The organism is Aliiglaciecola sp. 3_MG-2023 (assembly GCF_030548205.1).
Lineage (GTDB): Bacteria > Pseudomonadota > Gammaproteobacteria > Enterobacterales > Alteromonadaceae > Aliiglaciecola.
Map to the genome: position 1 here is coordinate 91,763 of NZ_JAUORV010000004.1, position 25,129 is coordinate 116,891.

The 25,129-nt window shown below is 40.7% G+C and carries 27 protein-coding genes; 16 read left to right on the plus strand and 11 right to left on the minus strand.

Annotated features, from left to right (window positions below; all coding sequences use genetic code 11):
* Window positions 1–195 precede the first annotated feature (195 nt).
* Window positions 196–1,341: a methionine adenosyltransferase gene (gene metK / locus Q4574_RS05695; protein WP_303472466.1), complete on the plus strand. Its 1,146-nt coding sequence runs from the start codon at window positions 196–198 to the stop codon at window positions 1,339–1,341.
* Between the two features lie 68 nt (window positions 1,342–1,409).
* Here metK and Q4574_RS05700 read toward each other — a convergent pair whose 3' ends face one another.
* Window positions 1,410–1,862, minus strand: coding sequence for a hypothetical protein (locus tag Q4574_RS05700; RefSeq protein WP_303472468.1), 453 nt, complete (start codon window positions 1,860–1,862; stop codon window positions 1,410–1,412).
* 137 nt (window positions 1,863–1,999) lie between these two features.
* Between Q4574_RS05700 and Q4574_RS05705 the strand changes: the two genes are divergently transcribed.
* On the plus strand, window positions 2,000–2,806 hold the full coding sequence (locus Q4574_RS05705; protein ID WP_303472470.1) for a M48 family metallopeptidase: 807 nt from the start codon (window positions 2,000–2,002) through the stop codon (window positions 2,804–2,806).
* Window positions 2,807–2,877: 71 nt separating this feature from the next.
* Here the strand turns inward: Q4574_RS05705 and Q4574_RS05710 are convergent, their stop codons facing one another.
* On the minus strand, window positions 2,878–3,702 hold the full coding sequence (locus Q4574_RS05710) for a mechanosensitive ion channel family protein (protein ID WP_303472472.1): 825 nt from the start codon (window positions 3,700–3,702) through the stop codon (window positions 2,878–2,880).
* 577 nt (window positions 3,703–4,279) lie between these two features.
* Here Q4574_RS05710 and Q4574_RS05715 point away from each other — a divergent pair.
* The 3 genes from Q4574_RS05715 (at window position 4,280) to Q4574_RS05725 (ending at window position 6,959) form a co-directional block, all read left to right on the plus strand.
* Window positions 4,280–4,459 (plus strand): hypothetical protein, encoded by a 180-nt coding sequence (locus Q4574_RS05715; protein ID WP_303472474.1) that lies wholly within the window; start codon window positions 4,280–4,282, stop codon window positions 4,457–4,459.
* A gap of 213 nt (window positions 4,460–4,672) precedes the next feature.
* Complete coding sequence (locus Q4574_RS05720; protein WP_303472476.1) at window positions 4,673–5,401, plus strand: 16S rRNA (uracil(1498)-N(3))-methyltransferase; 729 nt, start codon at window positions 4,673–4,675, stop codon at window positions 5,399–5,401.
* 88 nt (window positions 5,402–5,489) lie between these two features.
* Window positions 5,490–6,959, plus strand: a complete 1,470-nt coding sequence (locus Q4574_RS05725; protein ID WP_303472478.1) for a GAF domain-containing sensor histidine kinase — start codon at window positions 5,490–5,492, stop codon at window positions 6,957–6,959.
* On the opposite strand, the gene Q4574_RS05730 is transcribed toward Q4574_RS05725, so the two are convergent.
* Both Q4574_RS05730 and Q4574_RS05735 read right to left on the minus strand, forming a co-directional pair.
* Window positions 6,930–7,580 (minus strand): response regulator transcription factor, encoded by a 651-nt coding sequence (locus Q4574_RS05730; RefSeq protein ID WP_303472481.1) that lies wholly within the window; start codon window positions 7,578–7,580, stop codon window positions 6,930–6,932. The two genes, Q4574_RS05725 and Q4574_RS05730, sit on opposite strands and share 30 nt — an antisense overlap.
* A complete protein-coding gene (locus tag Q4574_RS05735) occupies window positions 7,577–8,716 on the minus strand; it encodes a sensor histidine kinase (RefSeq protein WP_303472482.1) in 1,140 nt (379 codons plus the stop codon). The genes Q4574_RS05730 and Q4574_RS05735 overlap by 4 nt, the downstream gene beginning before the upstream one ends.
* A gap of 220 nt (window positions 8,717–8,936) precedes the next feature.
* Here Q4574_RS05735 and Q4574_RS05740 point away from each other — a divergent pair, with 220 nt between their 5' ends.
* On the plus strand, window positions 8,937–9,479 hold the full coding sequence (locus Q4574_RS05740) for a hypothetical protein (protein ID WP_303472484.1): 543 nt from the start codon (window positions 8,937–8,939) through the stop codon (window positions 9,477–9,479).
* Here the strand turns inward: Q4574_RS05740 and Q4574_RS05745 are convergent.
* Window positions 9,476–10,657, minus strand: a complete 1,182-nt coding sequence (locus tag Q4574_RS05745) for a DNA-binding transcriptional regulator (protein WP_303472486.1) — start codon at window positions 10,655–10,657, stop codon at window positions 9,476–9,478. The genes Q4574_RS05740 and Q4574_RS05745 overlap by 4 nt on opposite strands.
* Window positions 10,658–10,838: 181 nt before the next feature.
* Here Q4574_RS05745 and xylB point away from each other — a divergent pair, with 181 nt between their 5' ends.
* Complete coding sequence (gene xylB / locus Q4574_RS05750; RefSeq protein WP_303472488.1) at window positions 10,839–12,299, plus strand: xylulokinase; 1,461 nt, start codon at window positions 10,839–10,841, stop codon at window positions 12,297–12,299.
* Between the two features lie 146 nt (window positions 12,300–12,445).
* Window positions 12,446–13,765, plus strand: coding sequence for a xylose isomerase (xylA, locus tag Q4574_RS05755; RefSeq protein ID WP_303472490.1), 1,320 nt, complete (start codon window positions 12,446–12,448; stop codon window positions 13,763–13,765).
* Window positions 13,766–13,888: 123 nt separating this feature from the next.
* Here xylA and Q4574_RS05760 read toward each other — a convergent pair whose 3' ends face one another.
* The 3 genes from Q4574_RS05760 to Q4574_RS05770 all read right to left on the minus strand — a co-directional run bounded on the left by Q4574_RS05760 (window position 13,889) and on the right by Q4574_RS05770 (window position 16,815).
* A complete protein-coding gene (locus Q4574_RS05760; RefSeq protein WP_303472492.1) occupies window positions 13,889–14,662 on the minus strand; it encodes a ThuA domain-containing protein in 774 nt (257 codons plus the stop codon).
* Between the two features lie 76 nt (window positions 14,663–14,738).
* Entirely contained in the window at window positions 14,739–16,115 is a 1,377-nt protein-coding gene (locus Q4574_RS05765; protein ID WP_303472834.1) for a sugar porter family MFS transporter, read from the minus strand.
* 247 nt (window positions 16,116–16,362) lie between these two features.
* A complete protein-coding gene (locus Q4574_RS05770) occupies window positions 16,363–16,815 on the minus strand; it encodes an Lrp/AsnC family transcriptional regulator (protein WP_303472493.1) in 453 nt (150 codons plus the stop codon).
* A gap of 123 nt (window positions 16,816–16,938) precedes the next feature.
* Between Q4574_RS05770 and cysK the strand changes: the two genes are divergently transcribed.
* The 4 genes from cysK to ruvX all read left to right on the plus strand — a co-directional run bounded on the left by cysK (window position 16,939) and on the right by ruvX (window position 20,046).
* Window positions 16,939–17,919 carry a cysteine synthase A gene (gene cysK, locus Q4574_RS05775; RefSeq protein ID WP_303472496.1) on the plus strand — a complete coding sequence of 327 codons (981 nt, stop codon included), beginning with the start codon at window positions 16,939–16,941 and terminating at the stop codon, window positions 17,917–17,919.
* A gap of 182 nt (window positions 17,920–18,101) precedes the next feature.
* Entirely contained in the window at window positions 18,102–19,067 is a 966-nt protein-coding gene (gene gshB / locus Q4574_RS05780; RefSeq protein WP_303472498.1) for a glutathione synthase, read from the plus strand.
* Window positions 19,054–19,611, plus strand: a complete 558-nt coding sequence (locus Q4574_RS05785; RefSeq protein ID WP_303472500.1) for a YqgE/AlgH family protein — start codon at window positions 19,054–19,056, stop codon at window positions 19,609–19,611. Before gshB ends, Q4574_RS05785 begins: the two co-directional genes overlap by 14 nt.
* Before the next feature lie 15 nt (window positions 19,612–19,626).
* Entirely contained in the window at window positions 19,627–20,046 is a 420-nt protein-coding gene (gene ruvX, locus Q4574_RS05790; protein ID WP_303472502.1) for a Holliday junction resolvase RuvX, read from the plus strand.
* A 2-nt stretch (window positions 20,047–20,048) separates the two neighbouring features.
* Here the strand turns inward: ruvX and Q4574_RS05795 are convergent, their stop codons facing one another.
* The 3 genes from Q4574_RS05795 to Q4574_RS05805 are packed head-to-tail and all read right to left on the minus strand — an operon-like array spanning window position 20,049 to window position 22,546.
* A complete protein-coding gene (locus Q4574_RS05795; RefSeq protein WP_303472504.1) occupies window positions 20,049–20,375 on the minus strand; it encodes a DUF2007 domain-containing protein in 327 nt (108 codons plus the stop codon).
* 5 nt (window positions 20,376–20,380) lie between these two features.
* Window positions 20,381–21,493, minus strand: a complete 1,113-nt coding sequence (locus Q4574_RS05800) for a PilT/PilU family type 4a pilus ATPase (protein ID WP_303472506.1) — start codon at window positions 21,491–21,493, stop codon at window positions 20,381–20,383.
* A 9-nt stretch (window positions 21,494–21,502) separates the two neighbouring features.
* A complete protein-coding gene (locus tag Q4574_RS05805) occupies window positions 21,503–22,546 on the minus strand; it encodes a type IV pilus twitching motility protein PilT (protein ID WP_303472508.1) in 1,044 nt (347 codons plus the stop codon).
* A 29-nt stretch (window positions 22,547–22,575) separates the two neighbouring features.
* Here Q4574_RS05805 and Q4574_RS05810 point away from each other — a divergent pair, with 29 nt between their 5' ends.
* From Q4574_RS05810 to Q4574_RS05825, 4 genes are read left to right on the plus strand one after another with little or no spacing between them, the layout of a single operon-like run.
* On the plus strand, window positions 22,576–23,268 hold the full coding sequence (locus Q4574_RS05810) for a YggS family pyridoxal phosphate-dependent enzyme (protein ID WP_303472510.1): 693 nt from the start codon (window positions 22,576–22,578) through the stop codon (window positions 23,266–23,268).
* Between the two features lie 13 nt (window positions 23,269–23,281).
* Complete coding sequence (proC, locus tag Q4574_RS05815) at window positions 23,282–24,103, plus strand: pyrroline-5-carboxylate reductase (RefSeq protein WP_303472511.1); 822 nt, start codon at window positions 23,282–23,284, stop codon at window positions 24,101–24,103.
* Between the two features lie 13 nt (window positions 24,104–24,116).
* Window positions 24,117–24,638 (plus strand): YggT family protein, encoded by a 522-nt coding sequence (locus Q4574_RS05820; protein WP_303472512.1) that lies wholly within the window; start codon window positions 24,117–24,119, stop codon window positions 24,636–24,638.
* A gap of 9 nt (window positions 24,639–24,647) precedes the next feature.
* Window positions 24,648–25,070: a DUF4426 domain-containing protein gene (locus tag Q4574_RS05825; protein WP_303472514.1), complete on the plus strand. Its 423-nt coding sequence runs from the start codon at window positions 24,648–24,650 to the stop codon at window positions 25,068–25,070.
* Window positions 25,071–25,129: the final 59 nt, after the last annotated feature.

The following is a 25,129-nucleotide window of genomic DNA, read 5'->3' on the forward strand; positions in this document are numbered from 1 at the left end:
TTTTTGGTTATGTTCTATTCCTTTTCCGGTTTTTTTACGTATATAGCAGTGGAAAGCATTCTGAACATATAGCCATTTGGACGTCTAGACGGAAAGACTGGTATTTTTAAAAATATTGATTAAAATGTAGCTATTACCGATAACAAACCACTTTTGGCGCGAATCTAACACGCGAATTCAAAATAGGATTAAAACATGACATCACACCTTTTCACTTCAGAGTCTGTTTCTGAGGGGCATCCTGACAAAATTGCTGATCAAATTTCTGATGCAGTCTTGGACGCCATTTTGACTCAAGATCCTAAAGCTCGAGTAGCTTGCGAGACCTTTGTTAAAACAGGAATGGTTCTGGTTGGCGGTGAAGTAACCACTTCAGCATGGGTTGATATAGAAGAGTTAACCAGAAAGACGGTTCGCGAGATTGGTTACACTCATTCCGATATGGGCTTTGACGCTGATTCCTGCGCAGTACTCAATGCCATTGGAAAGCAGTCACCAGACATTAATCAAGGGGTAGATCGCAGCAGACCAGAAGAACAAGGTGCCGGAGACCAAGGCTTGATGTTTGGCTATGCCAGTGATGAAACTGATGTACTGATGCCTGCCCCTATTACCTATTCTCACCGTCTGGTTAAACGCCAGGCTGAGGTTAGAAAAAACAATTCTCTGCCTTGGTTGCGCCCCGATGCCAAAAGTCAGGTCACTTTTGTCTACGAAGATAATCAACCAGTGGGCATCGATGCAGTAGTGCTGTCTACTCAACACTGTGATTCAATCAGTACTGCCGATTTACAAGAAGCAGTAATGGAAGAAATAATCAAACCTGTACTGCCTGAAAAATGGTTGTCTGCGAAAACCAAGTTTTTAATTAATCCAACGGGTCGATTTGTGATAGGTGGCCCTATGGGTGACTGTGGTTTAACAGGCCGTAAAATTATAGTTGATACCTATGGTGGCATGGCTCGTCACGGTGGCGGCTGTTTCTCTGGAAAAGATCCCTCAAAAGTAGATCGTTCAGCAGCCTATGCTGGTCGCTATGTGGCTAAGAATATTGTTGCTGCAGGTTTAGCCAAGCGATGTGAAATCCAAGTATCTTATGCCATTGGTGTGGCCGAACCCACATCTATTAGTATTGAAACTTTTGGTACTGGCGTGATTACAGATCAAAAACTTACAGAATTAGTTAGAGCTAACTTTGATCTTCGCCCCTATGGCTTAATTAAGATGCTAGACCTTGAGCGCCCTATCTATCAGGGCACTGCGGCTTATGGTCACTTTGGTCGAGAGGAATTTCCTTGGGAAGCAACTGACAAAGCAGAACAACTAAAAGCGGCTATCTAATCACCTTTAAAAACATAAAAATAGCGTCTACTTAGACGCTATTTTTGTTTGTAGAGAGAAACAAAGGTTTAATCTTCAGGTTGACAGTAATTTGCGTTGGCCAGAGTGACATGCACCTGATTAGCCATTCGTACTCGCACACAATCTCCCTGTGCTGCAGGAAAATAATCTAACACCACCACTAAGTACTCACCATCAGTGGCAGTTAAATGGTATTCATACCCACGGCTTGGACCTTCTTCTATTTGCATGAGTAAGCCACCAAAAAATGCACTTATTAATGCGCCAGCAATAATCTGTCGATCGCTACCATAAATATTATTCATCGCTCCCCAAAGCCCCCATGTCGCTGCGGCTTCACCTACCTGAGAGTCAAATTTCACATCGTATATCTGATCGACGTTGGCGTACAACTCAGTGATAAATTGGTTGCGTTCGATATGTCGCGTATGATGAGATGCACAAGACGAGAGTACAGATAGCAAACACAATACCGTTAATTTTATGTATATTGTTTTCATAGGTAAGCATCTTTACGGACAAATATCTTTAAGGATAAATATCTTGTTAAGTAATTATTCTAGCATACTGATCTAAAACTGAATTTAAGCTTAACAATAAAGAACGGATATAGTTAGCAGCAAATCGGAAATAATTTATGTTAAAAAGTATCACCAAATCATCGATTGCAATTGCTATTAGTGCAATTTTTCTAACCAGTTGTTCCACTTCGCCAACCGGAAGATCGCAATTAAAACTTTACTCTAAAGATCAATTAGCCAATATGGGTGCGCAAGCATTTGATGGCATGAAGTTAGAGCAGAAAGTATCCCAACAAGGAGTAGATAACCAATATGTTTCTTGTGTAGCCAGCTTTATTACCAAACATGTACCCAATAGTGTATTTGATGGTCAATGGGAGTTGGTCGTGTTCGAAGATGATCAAGTAAATGCGTTTGCATTACCTGGTGGCAAAATAGGCGTATATACTGGGTTACTCAATGTTGCGCAAAACCAAGATCAGTTGGCTGCCGTTATTGGACACGAAGTTGGGCATGTGATTGCAGAACACGGAAACGAAAGAATGTCGAATTCAGCTCTTATTGGTATTGGTTTAGAAGCAACCAATCAAATCCTCAATGCGAATCAGGTAGCAAACAGCAATATGATCATGGCAGGTATTGGTTTAGGTGTGCAGGTTGGTGTGCAGTTACCCTTTAGCCGAACCCACGAGACTGAGGCGGATCTGATAGGATTAGAATTAATGGCCAGAGCTGGATTCGATCCGACACAATCCATAGCGCTTTGGAAAAATATGGACAAAGCAAGTGAAGGACAAAGAACCTCTGAGTTTATGTCGACTCACCCCTCTCCTGCCACGCGAATTGAAACCTTAACTGCAAATATGTCTGCAGCGCTATCATTGGCAGCACAAGCAACTGATAAACCAAACTGTACGATGTAAACGCCTCTAACACACGATTTCTAGATAAAAAAAATGCCGCTAATGCGGCATTTTCTTACAATCATAAAAGATTATGATTCTTCAGTTTTATGCAAGTGAACATCCATTTGTGGGAATGGAATGCTAATGCCTTCTTGGTCAAAACGAAGTTTAACCGCTTCAGTGAAGTCAAATTTAACAGCCCAGTAGTCAGCAGAAGCAACCCAAGGACGAACAATGAAGTTCACGCTGCTATCTGCCAGTTCTGAAACTGCAACAGTAGGCGCAGGATCTTTTAGAATGCGTTCATCAGCATTAACCATTTCAAGCAATACTTCTTTGGCTTTCTTAAGATCAGCGTCATAACCAATACCAACAACCATATCCACTCGACGAGTTTCTTTTGCTGATACGTTTACAATGTTGCCACTATATATAGCGCCATTTGGAACGATAATTTCTTTGTTATCTGGTGTTGTCATTACCGTTGTAAAAATGGTGATATCTTTTACGACACCTGCAGTACCTGCAGCTTCAATGAAGTTGCCGCGGGTAAACGGACGAAATACAAGCAACATAACGCCAGCTGCAAAGTTCTGTAAAGAGCCTTGAAGAGACAAACCGATTGCCAAACCGGCAGCACCTAAAATAGCGACTAAGGATGTTGTATCCACACCTAGCTGATCTAATGAAGCGACAATAACGAACAACATTAAGACCGCATTCACAATGGCCTTTAAAAAGTCCACTAACATGTCGTCATATTTAGAACGAGCCATTACCTTGCCAAATAAATTGACAAGAATTCCGACGACTATTTTACCGATAATGTAGATGATTACCGCGAACAGTATGTTCAGTCCCCATGGAATTACATAAGTTTCAACTAACTCTGCAACATTTATATCTTCAAGCATTTTGTTTCTCCCAAACATTTTTTAATTCTTGATATAGCGATAGTCCTTCACCAAAAAGAAAGCCTTTTCATTTAATTAGCTAACATCACTACTTGGTAATTAGTTGGACGGTGAAATAATAAAGGAAACAAGACTTTATGCACTCTTTTTTTTGCAAATTAGACTAATGTATATGTCGCAATTTAGCGCCATAGACTAAAGTTGAATTCGTTTATTATTTTCGATGTTTTAAAGTATATGTCATTGAATTGTCAGAAACCTAGGTTAGTTTACATTTCGTAAATTAAGCGCGGTCACAATCAATATCAAGAATCTAATTTTAGAAATAACGCAGTTAGTTTTTCGGATTTTATTCATTTAATTTTGTATTAAAACAAAGTTTTTATCACTGTTTATTATTACGAACAGGTAGTTAGTCTTCTTTTAAAAAGTTTGATTTATTACAAACATTTGAATTTGTTAGAGTTTTATAAATGTTGTTTTTTTGAACACATTTGACTCTACTTTGTGTTTTAGAAGTGCTATGCTATTGGCCCCTAATTTCAGGGAAACCGTAATATTTTTAAAGGAATTGAAAATGTTAATTCTCTCTCTTATCTTCGTTAGTTTGGTCATTCTATTAGTCTTTTGCCTTGCTAAAGACACTGGCGAAAATACTGCGTTTGCCCGAAAAGATGCATCGGTGAATAGCCAGTATGAATCTATTGATGCGCCTCACGATGGAATGACGTCAACTAAAACATTAAACGCAAACTAAAATAAACTAATTTTAATATCATCATTTGCATCAAGCGCGGTCACATGAAACACCGCGTTTGATGTTCAGATATCGTAAACGTTTATGCTGTAGTCACCTTGGTGCATTGATGTAAATGCGTTACTGGTGCAGCCAATTTGCAAAATTCTTTAGTTGAGATACCTTTTACTTCATATACCATGTAGCAAATTGTAACCTGCCAATTTAAATAACATGCGAATTCCAAGAATTTATCACCCAGATTTACTCATAGTTGATCAGACAATTGATCTCACAACCGATGCTGCCAACCATATTGCTAACGTACTTCGCCTCAATGAAGGACACCCTTTAGTATTGTTTAACGGCGATGGTAATGAATATAGTGCCGAACTAGTCACTGCCAAAAAGCGTCAAGTGAGTGTATTAGTGGATGCAAAGTTATCGATTAACGTAGAGTCCAGCCTAAAAGTTCATCTTGGTCAAGGTGTATCCCGGGGCGATAGAATGGATTTGGCCATTCAAAAAGCGGTTGAATTAGGTGTTACCGAAATTACGCCACTTATCACTGAGCGATGTGGCGTTAAATTATCACCTGAACGCTGGCAGAAAAAGTGTCAACAATGGCAAAAACTCATTATTTCAGCTTGTGAGCAGTGTGGCAGGAACCAAATTCCAACGCTGCACCCTTGTACTTCTATTCATGAATGGACAAAACAATCCACCTCTGATCTTCGGTTAACATTACATCCTAAAGCAGAAAAGAGTATTAAACATCTCACGATCCCAGCCAGTGGTGTTAGATTGCTTATTGGTCCTGAAGGTGGTTTTAGTGAGCCAGAAGTGTATGCCACTGAACAAGTTGGATTTCAAACTGTACAAATGGGTCCTCGGATATTACGAACTGAAACTGCGGCCATTGCAGCAATAGCAGCGTTGCAAGCTATACATGGTGATTTGTAGACAAGAAATTTTGCGTAGACATGGGCTATTTTCGTGCTACATTGAGGTGTAGTGGGCGCAATAAATCATCAACTTGGCTACCCAAACCATGAAATCTCTTAATGCCATGAATACTCAAGGTAAGAACAATTACACGCATCTTAAACGCCATAATGCCATTGAATCTGGTCGTATAAACGCACTGTCCATGTTAGTAAATGGGGAACCACTAGAAATTGTTTTAAGGGAGATTATTGCTAGCCTTGAATCGGCAACCTCGGGGCTAAAGTGTTCAATAAACTTGATGGATAAAACAGGCTTTGCCCTCAGCCCTTTTGTATCCCCAAGCCTTCCAACACTCCTTTTGGATGCATTACAAAATCAAAGAGTGATTCCCCCCTCTACCACCTGTGCATTTGCAATTGCTAACAGAGAACTCACCGTAACTGAAGATATTACTCAAGATCCCCATTGGCTCAAAATACGCGATACAGCATTAGCATGCGGTATACGCGCTTGTTGGTCGCAGCCAATAATTTCGCCAAGTAGTGAAGTGTTAGGCACCTTTTCCATGTATTTATCCACTTGTGGAGCTCCTGAGCAAGACGATATTGATTCGTTGATCTACGAATCTCAAATTGTGTCGATTATTCTTGAACGGGCGAATAATATTCAACAGCTGGAAGAAACAAATGCTGAGCTGGAAAGACGCGTAGAAGCACGCACTGAGGAATTGACCAACGCCAATAAAATGTTGAAAAAGGCGTTAGAACAGCGCAACGAAGTGCAAAACCAATTGGTAGAATTAGAAAACATGGCGGCTCTGGGAACCATGATGTCGAGTTTAACTCATGAAATAAACACCCCAACAGGTGTTGCCATAACGGCGACTTCTTATTTACAAAGTATTCTCAGCACAACCACTCAATCCTTTAAAGAAGGTCAACTTAAACGTTCACAGTTAACGTCATTTTTTAACAAAACCAAAGAAAGTGTCGATATTATTGAACGCAATTTAGTTCGCTCTACCCAGCTAATAAAAACCTTCAAACAACTTTCTTTAGATCAACACAGTCAAGAAGTGCGAAAAATTAATCTCATGAGTTATGTAAATGAGATTTTATTGACGTTAAAACCTAGATTGAAACGTTCAAACCAACAGTTTTGTTTCGACATAGATCCTGATTTGGAAGTGTATAGTAACCCTGGCGCCCTGAGTCAATTATTAATTAATTTAATTATGAATTCGGTTCAGCATGCTTTTGAATTACATCAAATTGGTCATATCTTTTTCAAAATAAGAATCGACGAAAAAATTGCTGACCACCCGCTGTTAAAGATTATTTATAAGGATAATGGCCGTGGCATGTCTGAGCATACACTGGAAAATTTATACAAACCATTTTTTACCAGTGCACGACAAAACGGCGGTTCGGGGTTAGGCATGCATATTTGTTACGACATTGTGGTCAAAGTCTTGGCCGGACATATTGAATGTAAATCAAAAATAGGAAAAGGTGTCGAGTTTACCGTTGTTTTTCCTGTCGCTTTAGATGAACCCGAGCTCGATAGCTTTTAGCACAGCACGAGTGCGATCTCGTACTCCAAGTTTTTCTAATACGTTTGAGACTTGATTCTTAACTGTTCCTTCCGATTTAAATACGACTTCGGATATTTCACGATTACTGCATCCCGCTGCGATTAAACGCAATATTTCAACTTCCTTGGCACTTAGAGGGATGGGGATATCGGAGCTTTCAAACGTGCTCTGCTTATCTTGCAAAGTTTTGACCACACGCTGGGTAATACTAGGTTGAATTAAGGTCTCTCCCGCGTGTACTTTAGCAATGGCATCAACTAAGGTTTCTAAAGACACATCCTTCAATAAAAAGCCCTTTGCTCCGGCCTGAATGGCTTGAATAACAAGTTGATGATCATCAAAAGTTGTCAACATAATAACCGGTGGGTTCTTAACTTCGTTACATTGATTAAGGGCCTCCACCGCTTCAATCCCATTCATTACTGGCATGCGAATATCCATTAATACAACATCTGGTTTTTGCGTTGAAATCACTTCCAATGCACTTTTTCCATCTGCGGCTTCAGCAACAATGTTGATTTCAGGGGCTAAAGATAACAAGCTTTTTATCCCTTCCCGAACCAAGGTTTGATCGTCAACGACCATGACATTAATACTCATGTTAACTCCGGTAATTCAATTTGGGTATGAAACCCTATGGGGGTTAGTTTGGCATCAAGCGTACCCCCTAAGTGAGCGACTCTTTCTCGCATACCAGTCAACCCATTGCCTTCTTGAATGTCATTTTGTTTAACTCGACTCCCGTCGTCTTGCATTCGAAGCAATATAGAATCATCTTTATGGCTAAGCTGAATATTGAAATTTTTGGCATGGCTATGCCGTAAAGTATTGGTCACAGATTCTTGGACACAACGGAGTATCGTTTCAGCTACATCCACATCTGAGATAGTTAAATTTGTTTCAATATTGAGAGAAATACGTAAATTAGGCACATTGTCCAACAATGCATGCAGCGCTTGATTCAATTCAATATGAGACTTTTCCCGAATTTCAGAGACAGCTTCGCGTACATCACTTAATAATAACTTTGCTAAATCATGACATTGTTGAATTTGAGACTGCACTTCTCCATCGGAAATCCGCGACGCTACCTGCAAATTAATGGTTAATGCCGTTAAATGATGCCCCAATAAATCATGTATGTTACGCGCAATTCTGACTCTTTCGGCTTGCTTAGATGCTTCCCCCAATAAAGTTTGTGTGGCCATTAGTTCGCGATTAAGCTCCATCGCCTGCTCGGTTGCACGCTTTTCTTTAATATTTGCGTTCACCATCACAAGGGCAAAAATATTGAATGTCCAAAATAGTAGCGTGGATATTATTGCAGAATCTATTTGCCAATAAAAATGCATAACCAGCCAAAATGGTGCTGTCCATATGGGAGAGGAAAAAAGTGTTTGTTTAAATGGCATGAAATAAGGTAATTGCGCACTCCAAATGGTGACAAGAATCGCCAGAAAGGTGAAAGGAGTAAGGAAGCCCAAGATCATAATAGCTGCATATTGAATGGCAATAAATATCAGTCGGGTTTGCAAGTTATTGCGATATTCGTGATCTGATATGACAAGCAAAAAGAACACAATGTAAACGAGCAATGCACATCCGGCCGCAGCTACTTTTTGCCCAGAGTAGCTATCTGAGCTCACCATCAAAGACAACGCTATGGCGCTCACTACCGCCCAGGGGAAAATAGCTGAGAGATTTTCTTTTCTAAACAAGCTTTTCACATATTGCATTTAAGACCCAAGATAAAATTGACCATATGCCAGCAACTGACACTGCGAGAAGATCAAGTATGAACAATTTTAGAATTGAACGCTATAGGCCAAAAGTCACGTTTTATATAGTGACTTTTGGCACTAAACATTATCTCTAGAATACTTAAACTGGACTCAAATCACAGCGATAAACTTAATTATTTTTTGAATTTAATATAGTGAATTATTGGAGAGAAAAATGACAATCTTGCTTGCTAGTTTATTCATTGCACCATTTATTATAGGAACCTTGGCTTTTATTCTATTCTGGCTCCCGTTCAAAGCCCAAAAAGGTAAGCTCAAGCATAAAAAGCTTGGTGATTATTTTGCTGCAACCATATACTCGCTAGTCTGTTCGGTTGCTCTCATGGCATTTATGACTTTATACTTTCCTATGCTGATTGATGAAAAAATACTATCAACGACCATCGAACCGCAACGTTTCATTGTAAGTTTACAAATCATTTTTAGCATTTTAAGTGTACTAATGGGTATTATTATACTGGTTTTTTCCATGAAGCGAATACATAGTCTGAAGCCAACAATCACCAAGCATCGAAACTCAGCAATCACATTAGGAATTATTGCTCTTACCGTTCTTACTGCCTTTGGCGGCGGAAAGTTGTTTGCAAACCTTGGCGACGCACAAATTATATTCTGGTTCGCTCCAGGTATAATCGGCGGTGTAGCAATATTTTTAATTTCTAAAGTTTATGCCTCTAAGGGGGCGTTAAAAAATTAACTCTCGCTTTGCTGTAAATGTTGGTCACGGTATTCTTTGGGTGTTTGATCAAAGTGTTTGCGAAACACCGCGTACATATATTGCAATGACGGATAACCACACATCAAGGCTATCTCAGATGTTTGGTTATCACTAGAGGTAAGCATACTGCACGCTTTTGAGAGTTTCTCATTGTGAATCTCATTATGAATGCTGTGTCCTCTCTCTTCATAAAAGCGGGACTCAAGGTTGGAACGAGAAATCCCAACATAATCTAATACTTGCTCTACTTTTATGCCTTTACAGGCATTTTGACGAATAAAATGCATGGCCTGAATCACATGGGGGTCTTTTAAAGCTTTAAAGTCTGTTGATTGTCGTTGCGCAACGCCAATGGGCGGAACTGTCACAATTTTATTTTTTAGATTGGGGTTTTCAAGCCGGCGATGGAGTAACTTGGCAGCTTGAAAACCCATATCGAAACCACCTTGAGTCACTGAACTTAAACTTATCCGGCTTAAATTTCGGGCAATATCGTCATCATCAATACCGACAATAGAAATTTGATCAGGTACTAGTTTACCTGTGTGATCACAGGCTTGCAGCAAATGACGAGCTCGGGCATCGGTAACAGAAATAACTCCAACGGGGTTTGGCAAACTTTGCAACCAATCGGACAATCGATTCATTGAATATTGCCAAGTTTCAGGACGTGTTGGATGGCCTCGGTACACGGCACAATCGTAGCCATCTTCTTTACATAGTTTGATAATCGCTTTTTCACGCTCGGTGGCCCAGCGATGATTTTCATCTGGTGGAAATCCATAAAAAGCGAAACGTTCTAAGCCTTTCTGTTTGAGATGTTCGTAAGCGCATTTCACTACCGCCAAATTGTCGGTGGCCACATAGGGAACATTGGGGTAGTCATCCAGATTTTCATAAGATCCTCCTACGCCAATAACGGGAAGGTCAATATTTTCGACTGCATGTTGAATAGATGGCGAGTCAAAGTCAGCGATGATGCCATCTCCAACCCAATCATTAATGTTATCTATTCGGGCTAAAAAGTCTTCTTCTAAATACACATCCCAATCGACTTTAGAAGATTGTAAATAGTGCCCAATACCTTCAATTACTTGGCGATCATACACTTTGTTTGCATTGAAAAGTAACGAAATACTGTGCTTTGCCTTGAACATGCAACACCTCATAGACACTTTTGTGTAATTACGTTTTTGTTAAGTGGGCGTATAGTAATACCAAACTTAGTAAAAAGAACCTAGACAAGAAATTACGAAATTTAATAATTAAATAACATAATTGATACAAAACGCCCTCTCGTAAAAGATGCACAGACATTTTTCACAGACTGAGAGCAACATGTACCTTGGCGTTGATTTAGGCACTTCAGGCATAAAAATTATAGTAATGGACGAGGCTGGCAATATTGTAGACAGCGAAACAGAGGCCCTGCAGGTTTCTCGTCCAAACCCACTTTGGTCAGAACAAGATCCGCAGCACTGGTGGGCCGCATGTGACACTGTGATGCAAAAACTGGCCAAGCGAAACCAGATGCAGCAAGTCAAAAGTATTGGTTTATCGGGGCAAATGCACGGTGCGACCCTGTTAGACAGCGAAAATAACGTTATTCGCCCCGCCATTTTATGGAATGACGGACGCAGCCAAGCCCAATGCGAAGAACTGGAACAAAAAGTAGCAAATTGTCACCAAATTACCGGTAATTTAGTGATGCCCGGCTTTACCGCGCCCAAAGTACTATGGGTAAAACAAAATGAACCTGATAACTTTGCAAAAATTGCCAAGGTGCTGTTACCTAAAGACTATTTGCGCTTCCTATTAACTGGCAGTTTTGCCACCGACATGTCAGACGCAGCGGGTACCATGTGGCTAGATGTTGAAGCTCGAGACTGGCACAGTGATATGTTATCGGCATGCGGCTTAACCAAAGAGCATATGCCGACGTTATTGGAAGGTAACGAAATAAGTGGTCAGCTAGATGAACATTTAGCTAAGCGTTGGAATATGCAATCAGTACCCGTTATTGCTGGCGGTGGTGATAATGCTGCCGGCGCAATTGGCGTGGGGTTAGTTAGCCCCGGCCAAGCCATGATTTCATTAGGTACTTCAGGTGTTTATTTTCTCGTTTCTGAGGGGTTTAAAGCCAACCCTCAAAAGGCGGTGCACAGTTTCTGTCACGCAGTCCCTAATACTTGGCATTTAATGTCAGTAATGTTGAGCGCAGCGAATTGTTTACAATGGTTTGCCGAAGACGTAGTAAAGTCGAACGTTTCCGATCTTTTAGAAGAATTAGCATCCAAATCCGCCACTTTGGATATCAAGCAAGCTCCTATTTTTCTTCCCTATTTAAGCGGAGAAAGAACGCCCCACAACAACCCTCATGCCCAGGGTAACTTTTTTGGGATAACCAATGAAAGTGATCAAGCTTGTTTTACCCATGCCATTATGGAGGGCGTCAGTTTTGCGTTCGCCGATGGCCTAGATGCTGTCCACGACTCAGGTGCTCAGGCTACTGAGATCACATTAATTGGCGGTGGCGCCAAAAGCCCCTATTGGCGCCAATTGCTAGCCGATGTTTTAAATACAAAAATTACCTTTCGCAAAGGCGGCGACGTGGGTCCAGCTTTAGGTGCAGCAAGACTCGCCAAAATGGCCATCCACAGGGAACTCACCTTAGATGATGTGTGTCCGGAACCTGAGATTGTAGAAATTCATTACCCGAATTCTCACAAGGTGGCCATTTATAGATCTCGCCGAGACAAATTCAAGAAGTTATACCCAGCGATAAAGGAGCTATTTTAAATCTGTTCGTGCATTAGGCTTGTTCAACTGACATTGAACAAAAAGCACAAGAGTCTAAGCACAAAACGTAATTGTTAGCTTGGCAATAAACACTCACTATTCATTTTATATTTACAGCAATCATTCATTTGTAGCAGGAGACCAAGATGTCCCAATATTTCGAAAACATTGAAAAAATCCAATATGAAGGAGTGGATTCAGATAATCCATTGGCGTTTCATCATTACAACCCAGAGCAAATCATTTTAGGAAAAAGCATGAAAGAGCACCTGCGTTTTGCAGCGTGTTACTGGCATAATTTTTGTTGGGATGGGGCTGATGTATTTGGTCAAGGCACCTTTGGTCGTCCATGGTTGAAACCCGGTGATCCTATGCAACGGGCAAAACAAAAAGCGGATGTGGCGTTTGAGTTTTTTAATAAATTAAACATCCCGTTTTATTGCTTCCACGATGTAGACGTTTCCCCAGAAGGTAACTCAATCAAAGAATACACTGAAAATTTTGCGCAGATGGTTGATGTGTTAGAAGCCAAACAAGAAGAGTCTGGGGTGAAGCTACTTTGGGGTACTGCCAACTTGTTTAGTAACCCAAGATATGCTGCCGGTGGTGCGACTAACCCCAATCCAGAGGTGTTTTCTTACGGCGCTACCCAAGTATTTCATGCAATGAATGCAACCAAACGCCTTGGTGGTGAAAACTACGTGTTATGGGGAGGTCGTGAGGGCTATGAAACCCTATTGAATACTGATTTGCGTCAAGAACGAGAGCAACTAGCTCGCTTTATGCAAATGGTTGTCGAACACAAACATAAAATTGGATTTAAAGGCACCTTGCTGATTGAACCTAAGCCTCAGGAACCCACCAAACATCAGTACGATTATGACAGTGCCACCGTATATGGTTTCTTAAAACAGTACGGTTTAGAGCAAGAATTTAAAATGAATATTGAAGCCAACCATGCAACTTTGGCTGGCCACTCATTCCACCATGAAATTGCGACCGCTGTATCTTTAGGTATCTTTGGAAGCATAGATGCAAACCGCGGTGATGCGCAAAACGGATGGGATACCGATCAGTTCCCAAATGCAGTGGAAGAATTGTCACTCATTATGTATGAGGTACTTAAGGCTGGGGGCTTTACCACAGGCGGTCTAAACTTCGATACCAAGCTACGTAGACAAAGTTCTGATCCTACGGACTTATTCCATGGACATATAGGTGGTATGGATCATATGGCCCTAGGTTTGAAAAAAGCCGCAGAGATCATTAACAATGATTTCTTGGCAGCTAAAGTAAAAGAGCGCTATGCCGGTTGGAACAAAGACCTGGGTAAAGGCATTATCAGCGGTGAACATTCGTTGCAATCTTTAGCCAAGTTTACGCTAGATAATTCCCTTGCACCAAAACACGTTAGCGGACAGCAAGAGTTATTAGAAAATAAAGTGAACCGTGTACTTTATGGCTAATTAGTAGGGTTTAAACAACTTTAAATTAAAGATTAAAAAAGGCCTCTATATTCGAGGCCTTCTTTATGTCTGAAAAGTACTCTAAGCAATATTTCGTTTATTGTTCATTGAACTGGGGCCAATTTATTTACGGATACCTTTACCGCTATAAGCCCAGTACATTCCACCAAACAAATGTTCCAGAAAGGCAGTGTTTTCGTAAACAGCAGGCAAATGACCTAAACCGGTATAAAAAGCACGACCTCCGTGGATTTCCTGATACCAGGCAACGGGATGAAACTCCCCCATTCCTTTACCTTTTACCTGTCCCCAATCTGCTTCTGGAGCATAAGTTGACTCGTCTATACTTAGAATATAATTTAAGTTAGAACTTAACTCTGGACCATATTGATACCATTCATCTGTCCATAAGGATACGTCAGGTAACTTTTCCGTTCCTGGGAAGGAGCGATCAATGACTGATAACTCTGCAGTTTGAATAAGCGGATGAATAACAAATTGCCTACCAACTAATTGTCCATACCACGGCCAATCATATTCTGTATCGCTTGCACTATGTACACCTACAAAGCCTTTACCAGATTCGATAAATTGTTCAAATGCTTGTTGCTGGGTTGAATTTAAAATATCCCCAGTGGTAAGCAAAAACATCACAACATCGTATTGAGCAAGATTTTTTTGATTAAATACATTCGCATCTTCCTGCCAATCCATTGAAAAATGGTGTTTTTCAGACATCTTTTTTAGTGCACTTATTGCTTGGTTCACTGAAGTATGATGAAAACCCGCCGTCTTGGTAAACACCAAAACGTTAAATTGTTTGGCTTCTACCGACAGGCTTAATAGTAAGGTTGCTACTAGCACTGTGACTATGCCTAAGCAATTTTTAGTGGCCATATTGTCTCTCTCCTCTTAACCTTATAAAAATCAAAAAAAGGCAATCCCATTGCCTTTTTCCAATATAAACTTGAACTTATCCAATCATATCTTCTAATTCAGTGCCTCTGGTTTCATGTACTAATTTAACCACGAACAGCACAGACAACAGCGCGCAAACTGCATAGAACCCGTATGCGCCAGCTAAGCCAATGCTAGTCAACATAATTGGGAAGGTCATGGTAATCGCAAAGTTAGCCCCCCACTGAAATAATCCAGCCACCGCCAAACCAGAACCACGAATTTGATTTGGAAACATTTCTCCTAACATTACCCACATTACTGGTCCCCAGGAAAGATTAAAGAAAAAAACATATGCATTGGCAGAGACCAACGCCAGCGTTCCTAAACTTCCTAAATCCAAATTCCCTTTGGCATCAAAATCAGCCGTTGCGAAACAAAAGACCATTAGACCTAAGGTCAAGGTCATTCCTATCGAGCCTAGGGTTAGTAAAGGCTTACGCCCAATTTTATCAATTAACAACATGGTTATTATGCAGGCAGCAATACTCACTGCACCGCTGATAATGTTAATCAGCAAAGCGTCTGATTCAGAAAATCCAACCGCTTGCCAAAGCACCGCACCGTAGTAAAAAACGACATTGATACCAACTAACTGTTGGAATATGGCCAAACCGATTCCAACCCATACAATTTTTCTTACTTTCCCGGAGCTTTTATCCATCAAGTCGGATAATTTTGGTTGATGATCACCTGCTAAAGACCCCTCAATTTCAGCTAACTTTTGTTCTCCAGCCTTTTGCCCATATAACCTAACGAGCACCACTTTGGCGGTGGTTAATTTCTTTTTAATGACTAGAAAACGGGGACTTTCTGGGATAAGTAATAAACTTAACAAAAATAGACATGCAGGCACTAATTCAATCCAGAACATCCACCGCCATGCACTAAAACCCAACCATAAATCAGCTGTGGATACACCAGCTAAATCCGCAAGTAAGTAGTTACTTACGAATGCAGCAAACAAGCCACTGATAATAGCGACCTGTTGAATCGTTGTTAGCATGCCACGGAATCTTGCAGGGGCAATTTCGCTTATGTATGCAGGAGCCATAACCGATGCGGCTCCAACGGCTATTCCGCCGAGAATGCGATAAATAATAAACTCGCCAGAGCTATCAGCGATACCCGATCCCCAAGCACTAATAATAAAAAATATGGCGGCCAAAATTAAAATCGTTTTTCGGCCAAATAAGTCCGCTAGTCGGCCGGCGCAAAATGCGCCTATTGCACATCCCAACAACATGCTGGCTACGTTAAAACCCGTACCAACACTGTCTGAGTTAAATGCGTTTTGTAAACCATCTACGGTGCCATTAATCACACCGCTATCAAAACCAAATAAAAATCCGCCTAGGGTTGCAACGCAGCTCACCATAACGATGAACAACATATTTTCTTTTTCTTGTATCAACTCAGATTCCTTTTTATTTTAATTTTTAACCGAAAACCAAAAACGATCCCTTTGTCTTTCAATCGGTTAACACTGTTAAATAATTGTTAATCGATAGAATATAGAGAACACTGGTAATTTGGAAACAAAAACGAATTAAAATAAAACCATTAGAAGATTAGTGAATGACATTGAGTTTCAATGTTTTAATAATGTCTTTAAATAGATGACTAAAAGATGGAAGGACTCAGACAATAGGCAGGGTAGTGGTATATTTAATTTGTTCCATAGAAAAACTAGAAGTGACATCGGACAAATCAATTCCCGATACCAATTTTTTGTAAAACACATCAAAGGCTTTTAAATCAGTGACCATCACTTTAAGCATATAATCATATTCACCACTCATACGGTAAAATTCAATCACTTCTTCTAAATTTCTGGCGTGAGCGGCAAACATCTTAAACCATTTATCGTCATGTTTACCTGCTTTCACTTGCACAAACGCCGTCACATTTAATCCGACTTTTTCACTGCTCAACAACGCCACTCGTCTGCTAATGATCCCTTCTTTTTCAAGAAGTTGAATCCGTCTCCAACAAGGAGTGTTGCTCAATCCCACCTGCTCTGCAATTTGACTTACCGAAAGTGTTACGTCTTTTTGCATTAATCGTAAAATAGCCTTATCAATAGAATCCAAAATACAAAAACCCAATACAATTAGAATATAATTCTAATATAAAGCAAAAACATAAAACAGTTTAGAATTTTTTACTTTTTTTCTATGGCAGAATTATAAAAAACAACAATGGACAACAAGGTTATGCTAGCAAGACAAAATACCATTCAACCGCAAATCGGTCTAAACGAAAAAATACATGACAATATTACCCAAACAATTGGAAACACCCCTTTGGTGAGATTGTCTCGAATGATCGAAAATACTGAACTTGAGTGTGATCTTGTAGCCAAAGTGGAATACTTTAACCCTGCAGGTTCGGTAAAAGATCGCCCAGCTTTAGCCATGATAGATGCATTAATGGCCTCAGATGAATTTACCTCTGACACCCATATCATAGAAGCAACTTCGGGTAACAATGGTGTAGCTTGCGCGTGGATATGTGCAATAAGACAAATTCCATTGACCATTGTTATTCCAGAACACATGTCGATTGAGCGCAGAAAGTTAATCCGTCTATATGGTGCCAATGTTATTACCACACCCAAAGCGTTAGGCACGAAAGGTGCAATTGATCACGCTGCACTATTAGTCAGCCAGCAACCCAATGCCGTTTCGTTGAACCAATTTTCTAATCTCGCTAACGTGGACACCCACTTTAATTCCACTGCACAGGAAATATGGCGGGACTGCGATGGTAATCTAGATATATTTGTAGCAGGTGTTGGTACCGGTGGGACTATTACCGGAATCGCTAAGGCCCTTAAACAACTGAATCCCAGTATCCAAATTGTTGCCGTCGAGCCCAGTGCTTGCCCTGTGTTGAGCGAGGGAAAAAGTGGTGTGCATAAAATTCAAGGGCTTAGTTCGGGTCATGTGCCAGACATTTTAGACGTGAGTGTCATTGATAGCATTGAAACCGTTAGTGACGATGATGCCGTAGAATATGCAAGAATGTTAGCCAGAATTGAAGGTATTCCAGTGGGTATATCATCAGGAGCGGCGTTGTGTGCAAGTATGCGTTTAGCGACTTCAGCAGAAAATAAAGGGAAACGAATTGTAACCTTATTTGCGGATACAGCGGAACGCTATTTCAGCACGGATTTGTTTTCTCACTGCCAATAGTTTAAGTCTGTTTTACAGGTTTACTAATAGTCACGAATTACTCCAGGAAGCCTGTTGCTGTGCAGAATTCAGCGTCTTTTAATGAAGTTAGCTAATTTTTGCATGGGCTTTCCCTTGAAATTTTTAGTCGCAGCACAAGATCTTAGGTATGATGAATTAATATCAATCAACAAGGATCAATATTGGCTATTAAACTCGGGATCGTCATGGATCCGATAGAAAGCATAAATATCAAGAAAGACACCAGCTTTGCAATGTTATTGGATGCTCAGCAGCGTGGTTATGACATTACTTATATGGAAATGTCTGATCTATATATTGATAACGGTGTCCCTATGGCGCAAATGCGTCCTTTGAACGTTATCAAAGATCCACAAAAGTGGTTTGAGCTAGGCGAAGCAAAAAACGGCAATTTAGCAGAGCTTGATGTTATTTTGATGCGCAAAGATCCCCCTTTTGACAGTGAATTTTTATACGCCACACATATTTTTTCGTTAGCCGAGCAAGGGGGAACGCTCATTGTAAATCGTTCCTCGAGTTTGCGTGATTTCAATGAGAAATTATTTACTTCCTGGTTTCCCGATTTAATTCCAGATACCCTAGTCACCCGTAATTCAGCCTTAATTCGCGAATTTCACAAAAAGCACCAAGACATTATTTGTAAACCCTTAGATGGGATGGGCGGTACATCCATATTTCGTGTCACGCCAGAGGGTACAAACTTAGGTGTGATCATGGAGACCTTAACGGATAACGGTACTACCTATGCAATGTTTCAACGTTACATGCCGGAAATTAAAGACGGTGACAAACGAATTCTGATCATTGATGGACAAGTCGTACCTTATTGCCTTGCCCGTTTGCCCAGCAAGGGGGAAACCCGTGGAAACTTAGCGGCAGGTGGTACAGGAAGAGCCCAGCCCTTATCTGATTCAGATAGACAAATCGCAGAGAAAATTGCGCCACTATTAGTGGAAAAAGGTCTGATTTTTGTTGGTTTAGATGTTATTGGTGACAGAATTACCGAAATTAATGTGACCAGCCCTACCTGTGTACAAGAAATTGAAGCCGCATATGACGTTAATATCACAGGTATGTTATTTGATGCCATTGAGAAACGTTTAGGTGATAGAAATGCAAAGCTTTGAACATCATTTATTAGTTGCCATGCCAAGTTTAGATGATCCCTATTTTGCCCGCTCCTTGACCTATATTTGTGAGCATAATGACAAAGGCGCTATGGGTCTTGTGATCAATCAACCCATTGGAATGAGTTTACAAGAATTGATCAACCAGGCGGATAAAGATGCCATTGTATTAGAGGAAAAAGCCAATGAAATTGTCTTAGCTGGCGGTCCCGTTAGCCAAGATAGAGGCTTTATTTTACACACAACTCAACCTGGCTGGAGCTCAAGCTTACAACTCACGTCTGAAATAATGATCACCACCTCTAAAGATATATTATCTGCCCTGGGTAACGAGCAAGCACCGGCGAAATCCTTAGTAACACTTGGCTATGCAGGCTGGTCTGCAGGGCAGCTTGAAGAGGAAGTGCAAAACAACTCGTGGCTAATAGTAGAAGCAGATGAGGAATTATTGTTTGATGTTCCTATCCATAAAAAATGGGAAGAGGCTGTGCGTCGACTTGGTATTGACGTTTGGCAACTAGGTCCAGATGCTGGACATGCTTAAAAAGGTTTGTGAACTATGACAATTGGGTCTAGAACCTTTTTGGGGTTTGATTTTGGTACTAAAAGTATTGGTGTTGCTATTGGTCAAGAAATTACTGGCACAGCTTCGCCATTGGACGCGATTCAAGCTCGCGATGGTATTCCAGATTGGGAGCTGGTTAAAAAAGTATACGAGCAATGGCAACCCCAGTTAGTGGTAGTTGGCTTACCCCTAAATATGGATGGCAGTAAACAGGAAATGACCTTTAAAGCACAAAAGTTTGCCAATAGATTACATGCTAAATTTAAAGTCCCTGTGCAAACCCTTGACGAACGCTTAACCACAGTGGATGCCAAAGCGCGACTTTTTGAGATGGGGGGATTTAAAAAGCTGACGAAAGGTAAAGTGGATAGCGCCTCAGCTTGCTTAATATTAGAAAGCTTTATGGCGCAGTAATATCAAAGTTCGTTGGCAGTAGTGCTAGCACTATTGCCACAGTTCCAACATAGGGCAAAACTTCCTTCATTTTCTTCTTGGCATTGATTACACACCCAGCGAGCAGTATTTTCAGGAACAAGATTGAATTGGGCAATTAGTTGTGTCGCTTTATCGTACCAAGTCTCATCTGTTAGCCACACTTCAGGCATAGCATCTAATGGCGACAATTCACCAATTGCTCCAATCGCGAACTCGTTTTTGATAAAGTTTGGGATCTGATTATCATCTAATAATTGCTTAATTTGATAAATTCGAAAGCGCTCATTATGCCAATAAATTTTCTTCATTGGGGCTAATCCATATCAATTGAAACATTAGACAATGAACCTAAGCTCGTGCCCTCTTCTGTATCCAATTTAATCATTAAGCGAAGATCATTGGGGGAATCCGCATGATGGATAGCTTGTTCCATGCTAATGCGCTCTTGTTTGTATAATTCGTACAAAGCCATGTCGAAGCTTTGCATCCCCATTTCTTTACCTTTTTTCATGGCTTCTTTAAGGGAACCAATTTCATTACGCTGAATTAAATCTGTCACTAAAGGTGAGTTGAGTAAAATCTCGATGGCCGCTACACGTCCTTTTCCATCAATGGTTGGTACCAGTTGTTGTGCAACAATAGCGCGTAAATTTAAGCTCAAGTCAAAGCGCAATTTTTCATGCTGCTCAGGTGGTGCTAGGTGCATAATCCGCTCTATCGCCTGATTGGCGTTGTTGGCGTGCAAGGTTGCCACACACAAATGACCTGTATCAGCAAACGACATTGCATATTCCATGGTTTCCATGGAACGTATTTCACCAATTAAAATCACATCCGGAGCCTGCCGCAACGAACTTTTAAGGGCATCGTCAAAGGAGCGGGTGTCTATGCCCACTTCCCGTTGTGTAACCACACAGCCTGCGTGTTCGTGTACAAATTCAATGGGATCCTCTATGGTCAGAATATGGCCCCGAGAATTTTGATTTCGATGGCCTATCAAAGCAGCCAAGGAAGTAGATTTACCCGTACCAGTGGCACCCACAAACAGAAGTAATCCACGTTTAGACATAATCACGTCTTTAAGTATCTCTGGTAAGCCCAGATCATCGGCTTTGGGAATTTGCGTAACAATCCGACGCACTACCATGCCAGCCATATCTCGTTGCCAAAATGCACTACAACGAAAACGCCCTATACCATCTCTGGCAATAGCGAAATTGCACTCTTTGCTGTTGCTGAATTCATCTTGTTGTTTTTCACTCATCACGTTATTGACTAACGCGAGTGCAGCTTCTTCTGTTAGACGCTCATCATTGAGTGGCGTCATTTGTCCATTTATTTTGGCACTAATGGGAAAACCCACGGTAATAAACAAGTCTGACGCACCTTGCTCTGCCATTTTTCTTAAGTAAGGATTCAGATCCATTGGATACTCCTAGAAACCAATTTTAGGTTGTTTATCCACTGACTTAGCCGCTGCGTCTTGTGCGGTAATCACACCTTGCGCAACTAACCGCTGTAAACATTGATCCATAGTTTGCATGCCGTGGGCTTGGCCAGTTTGGATGACAGAATACATTTGTGGCACTTTATCTTCGCGAATTAAATTACGAATCGCTGGGATACCTATCATAATCTCATGGGCAGCAATACGCCCTCCCCCCACTTTTTTCAACAAGGTTTGAGAAATAACGGCACGCAATGACTCTGAAAGCATGGAACGCACCATTGACTTCTCTTCTGCTGGAAATACATCGATGATTCTATCAATGGTTTTAGGGGCGGAGTTGGTATGCAAGGTAGCAAACACTAAATGGCCTGTTTCAGCCGCAGAAATCGCCAAACGAATTGTCTCTAAATCACGTAATTCGCCCACCAGAATAACATCGGGATCTTCCCGCAACGCAGAACGAAGGGCATTGTTAAAACTATGGGTGTCACGATGCACTTCACGCTGGTTAAGTACGCAAAGTTTATTCTCATGCACAAATTCAATGGGGTCTTCAATGGTCAGTATGTGTTCCCGTTTACTGGTATTAATGTGATCGATCATCGCCGCCAAGGTGGTACTTTTACCTGAGCCGGTAGCACCTGTGACTAATACAATACCCGTGGGTTGGTTAATGATATCTTTAAAAATAGCTGGTGCACCTAAATCGTCTAAGGTCAGTACTTTACTGGGAATGGTTCGCAGAACAGCAGCTGCACCTCTATTTTGCATAAATGCATTAACCCGGAATCGAGATAAATCTTTCACCTCAAATGAAAAGTCCACTTCGAGGTTTTCTTCGTATTCTTTGCGCTGCTTATCATTCATGATTTCGTATACCAGCGCGTGAACTTGCTTATGATCCAATTCCGGCACATTTAGACGACGGATTTCGCCATCAACGCGAATAATCGGAGGTAAACCCGCTGATAGATGTAAATCTGATGCATTATTCTTAACACTAAAAGCTAAAAGTTCGGTAATATCCAAAATATGATTCTCCGTCTAAACAATGGCACATGGAAACAATAGCAGAACGTCTCAAAAGCGCACACAAAAGCCTATCGCTGGCAGTAAATAAAGCTAATCGTGCGCCAAATTCAGTCCAATTACTAGCAGTGAGTAAAACAAAACCGGTATCTGATATCGTCCTTGCGTATGAAGCTGGACACCGATCATTTGGTGAAAACTATGTGCAAGAGGGTGTCGAAAAAGTTCAGGAATTGCAAGAACTTAAAGATATTGAATGGCACTTTATTGGGCCCTTACAGTCGAATAAAACTAAGCTGGTTGCAGAACACTTTGATTGGGTACAGAGTGTCGATAGGGAAAAAATTGCCACGCGCCTGAATAATCATCGTACGCCCCATAAGAAGCTGAATGTGCTTATTCAAGTAAATATTAATGCAGAACACAGCAAAGCTGGGGTTTTAGCCAATGAAGTTGAGACACTGGCTGCGCTTATTGCTACACTACCTAACTTAACGCTTAGGGGATTAATGACAATTCCTAAAGCTTCACAATCTGCGCAAGAATTGGTTAACACCTATCAACACATGCACCAACTTTTCGTCGACTTGCAACAAACTTATGAATCAGTTGACACGTTATCTATGGGCATGAGTGCAGATATTGAACCAGCAGTGCTATGTGGAAGCACAATGGTACGGGTAGGAACAGCCATTTTTGGTGCCCGCAATTACACAAACTAAGAGACAATAATTTATGAGTGAAAAAACCATCGCGTTTATTGGCGCAGGTAACATGACACGTTCGATTATCTCAGGTCTGGTAAATTCTGGGTACGACCCCAAAAAAATTATTGCCAGCAACCCGTCCGTGGGAAAACTAGAAAGTTTAGAGTCTGAATTAGGTGTAAACACCACACAAGACAATCAAGAGGCGGTCAAACAAGCCAGTGTAGTGGTTCTAGCAGTGAAACCGCAACTGATGGAAACCGTTTGTCAAGATCTAGCTCAAAAACAAGATTTGAACGGTAAATTATTTGTATCTATTGCTGCTGGAATCAGCCATGCCCGTTTATTAGAAATGCTTGGTGGTCAATACGATTTAGTTAGAACAATGCCAAATACCCCTAGTTTGTTGAGTAAAGGCATGACGGGTTTGTTTGCTCCTGATACCTTGGCCAAAGAATTAAGAGATTTTGTTGATCAGATGATGGCCAGCGTTGGCGAAACCTTATGGGTATCCAAGGAATCTGATATTGATATTGTTATTGCCACAGCGGGCAGTAGCCCTGCTTACTTTTTCTTATTCTTAGAGTCCATGCAGAATCACGCAATGTCGTTGGGAATGAGCCAATCCGACAGCCGCAAGTTAGTCCAACAAGCCATGTTAGGTGCAGCGGAAATGGTTTGTCACAATGATCATCTTGAAATTGGTGAGCTTAGAGCCCAAGTTACTTCAAAAGGCGGTACTACTAATCAAGCCATTGAAAGTTTTCAGGCAAGTGAATTACCGGCAATAGTCGCCAAAGCGATGGATGCAGCAATTAGTAGAGCCCAACAAATGTCTAAACAATTTTAAGGTATCAAAATATATGGAAGCCGTGGCTTTTTTAGTTGAAACGATTTTTAAGCTTTATTTAATGGTTGTTATGTTACGACTTTGGCTGCAACTCGCCCAAGCCGATTTTTACAACCCATTGAGTCAATTTGTTGTCAAAGTGACACACCCAGTTGTTGGCCCTATGCGCAGGCTCATTCCTTCCATAGGAAAGTTTGATACTGCAACCTTTGTATTTGCTTTGGTCATAGCCTTAGCAAATGTATGGATTATCGCTTGGCTAAAAGGGTTCATGATTTTAGATGTACTATGGCTACTAAAAAGTGCGTTTTTGATGCTACTTATCGAAGGCGTACAATTAATCATATATGTACTTATTATTCGTGCGATTCTAAGTTGGGTCAGCCAAGGAAATAACCCCCTTGAATATTTGTTTCACCAGTTAACAGAGCCAATGATTGCGCCCATAAGAAGAATAATCCCCCCTATCGGCGGGCTTGATTTATCCCCTATGATTTTGATTATCTTTTTGCTTTTTATCATGCGACTGTTTTAGGAACCTAACATGTTTTACCGGGCTATTTGTTTATCACTAATTTTACTCTCGAGTGTTTGTACTGCGGAACAAAAAAAGGTTTTAGGCGATTGGGATGTTCATTACATTGCTTTTAATACTACCTTTTTGACGCCCGAAATCGCCCGGGCAAATGGTATTGTTCGGAGTCCAAATAATACTCTACTTAATATTTCAATTATCGACCGAAAAACTAAACAAGCTCAAAAAGTAGATATAAGTGGCACAGCCAGAAACCTCATAGGTACAACAACTGAACTAACGTTTAAACCAGTAATTGAAGGAGAAGCCATATATTATTTGGCTTCTATGCCTTTTGAACATGAAGAGCATTACCGTTTTAGCATTTCGTTGAGACAAAATAAGATCAATCAAACACTAAAATTTGAACAAAAACTTTATCGTGAGGAATAATCAAAACTAGGCTAATTTAGTCTGTTTTTTATACCATTGTTTAATAGATAAAGTAACTA

Coding starts and splice junctions, on each gene's coding strand:
- metK (WP_303472466.1), top strand. CDS start 196: ATGACATCACACCTTTTCACTTCAGAGTCTGTTTCTGAGGGGCATCCT.
- Q4574_RS05700 (WP_303472468.1), bottom strand. CDS start 1,862: ATGAAAACAATATACATAAAATTAACGGTATTGTGTTTGCTATCTGTA.
- Q4574_RS05705 (WP_303472470.1), top strand. CDS start 2,000: ATGTTAAAAAGTATCACCAAATCATCGATTGCAATTGCTATTAGTGCA.
- Q4574_RS05710 (WP_303472472.1), bottom strand. CDS start 3,702: ATGCTTGAAGATATAAATGTTGCAGAGTTAGTTGAAACTTATGTAATT.
- Q4574_RS05715 (WP_303472474.1), top strand. CDS start 4,280: ATGTTAATTCTCTCTCTTATCTTCGTTAGTTTGGTCATTCTATTAGTC.
- Q4574_RS05720 (WP_303472476.1), top strand. CDS start 4,673: ATGCGAATTCCAAGAATTTATCACCCAGATTTACTCATAGTTGATCAG.
- Q4574_RS05725 (WP_303472478.1), top strand. CDS start 5,490: ATGAAATCTCTTAATGCCATGAATACTCAAGGTAAGAACAATTACACG.
- Q4574_RS05730 (WP_303472481.1), bottom strand. CDS start 7,580: ATGAGTATTAATGTCATGGTCGTTGACGATCAAACCTTGGTTCGGGAA.
- Q4574_RS05735 (WP_303472482.1), bottom strand. CDS start 8,716: ATGCAATATGTGAAAAGCTTGTTTAGAAAAGAAAATCTCTCAGCTATT.
- Q4574_RS05740 (WP_303472484.1), top strand. CDS start 8,937: ATGACAATCTTGCTTGCTAGTTTATTCATTGCACCATTTATTATAGGA.
- Q4574_RS05745 (WP_303472486.1), bottom strand. CDS start 10,657: ATGTTCAAGGCAAAGCACAGTATTTCGTTACTTTTCAATGCAAACAAA.
- xylB (WP_303472488.1), top strand. CDS start 10,839: ATGTACCTTGGCGTTGATTTAGGCACTTCAGGCATAAAAATTATAGTA.
- xylA (WP_303472490.1), top strand. CDS start 12,446: ATGTCCCAATATTTCGAAAACATTGAAAAAATCCAATATGAAGGAGTG.
- Q4574_RS05760 (WP_303472492.1), bottom strand. CDS start 14,662: ATGGCCACTAAAAATTGCTTAGGCATAGTCACAGTGCTAGTAGCAACC.
- Q4574_RS05765 (WP_303472834.1), bottom strand. CDS start 16,115: ATGTTGTTCATCGTTATGGTGAGCTGCGTTGCAACCCTAGGCGGATTT.
- cysK (WP_303472496.1), top strand. CDS start 16,939: ATGCTAGCAAGACAAAATACCATTCAACCGCAAATCGGTCTAAACGAA.
- Q4574_RS05785 (WP_303472500.1), top strand. CDS start 19,054: ATGCAAAGCTTTGAACATCATTTATTAGTTGCCATGCCAAGTTTAGAT.
- ruvX (WP_303472502.1), top strand. CDS start 19,627: ATGACAATTGGGTCTAGAACCTTTTTGGGGTTTGATTTTGGTACTAAA.
- Q4574_RS05795 (WP_303472504.1), bottom strand. CDS start 20,375: ATGAAGAAAATTTATTGGCATAATGAGCGCTTTCGAATTTATCAAATT.
- Q4574_RS05800 (WP_303472506.1), bottom strand. CDS start 21,493: ATGGATCTGAATCCTTACTTAAGAAAAATGGCAGAGCAAGGTGCGTCA.
- Q4574_RS05810 (WP_303472510.1), top strand. CDS start 22,576: ATGGAAACAATAGCAGAACGTCTCAAAAGCGCACACAAAAGCCTATCG.
- proC (WP_303472511.1), top strand. CDS start 23,282: ATGAGTGAAAAAACCATCGCGTTTATTGGCGCAGGTAACATGACACGT.
- Q4574_RS05820 (WP_303472512.1), top strand. CDS start 24,117: ATGGAAGCCGTGGCTTTTTTAGTTGAAACGATTTTTAAGCTTTATTTA.
- Q4574_RS05825 (WP_303472514.1), top strand. CDS start 24,648: ATGTTTTACCGGGCTATTTGTTTATCACTAATTTTACTCTCGAGTGTT.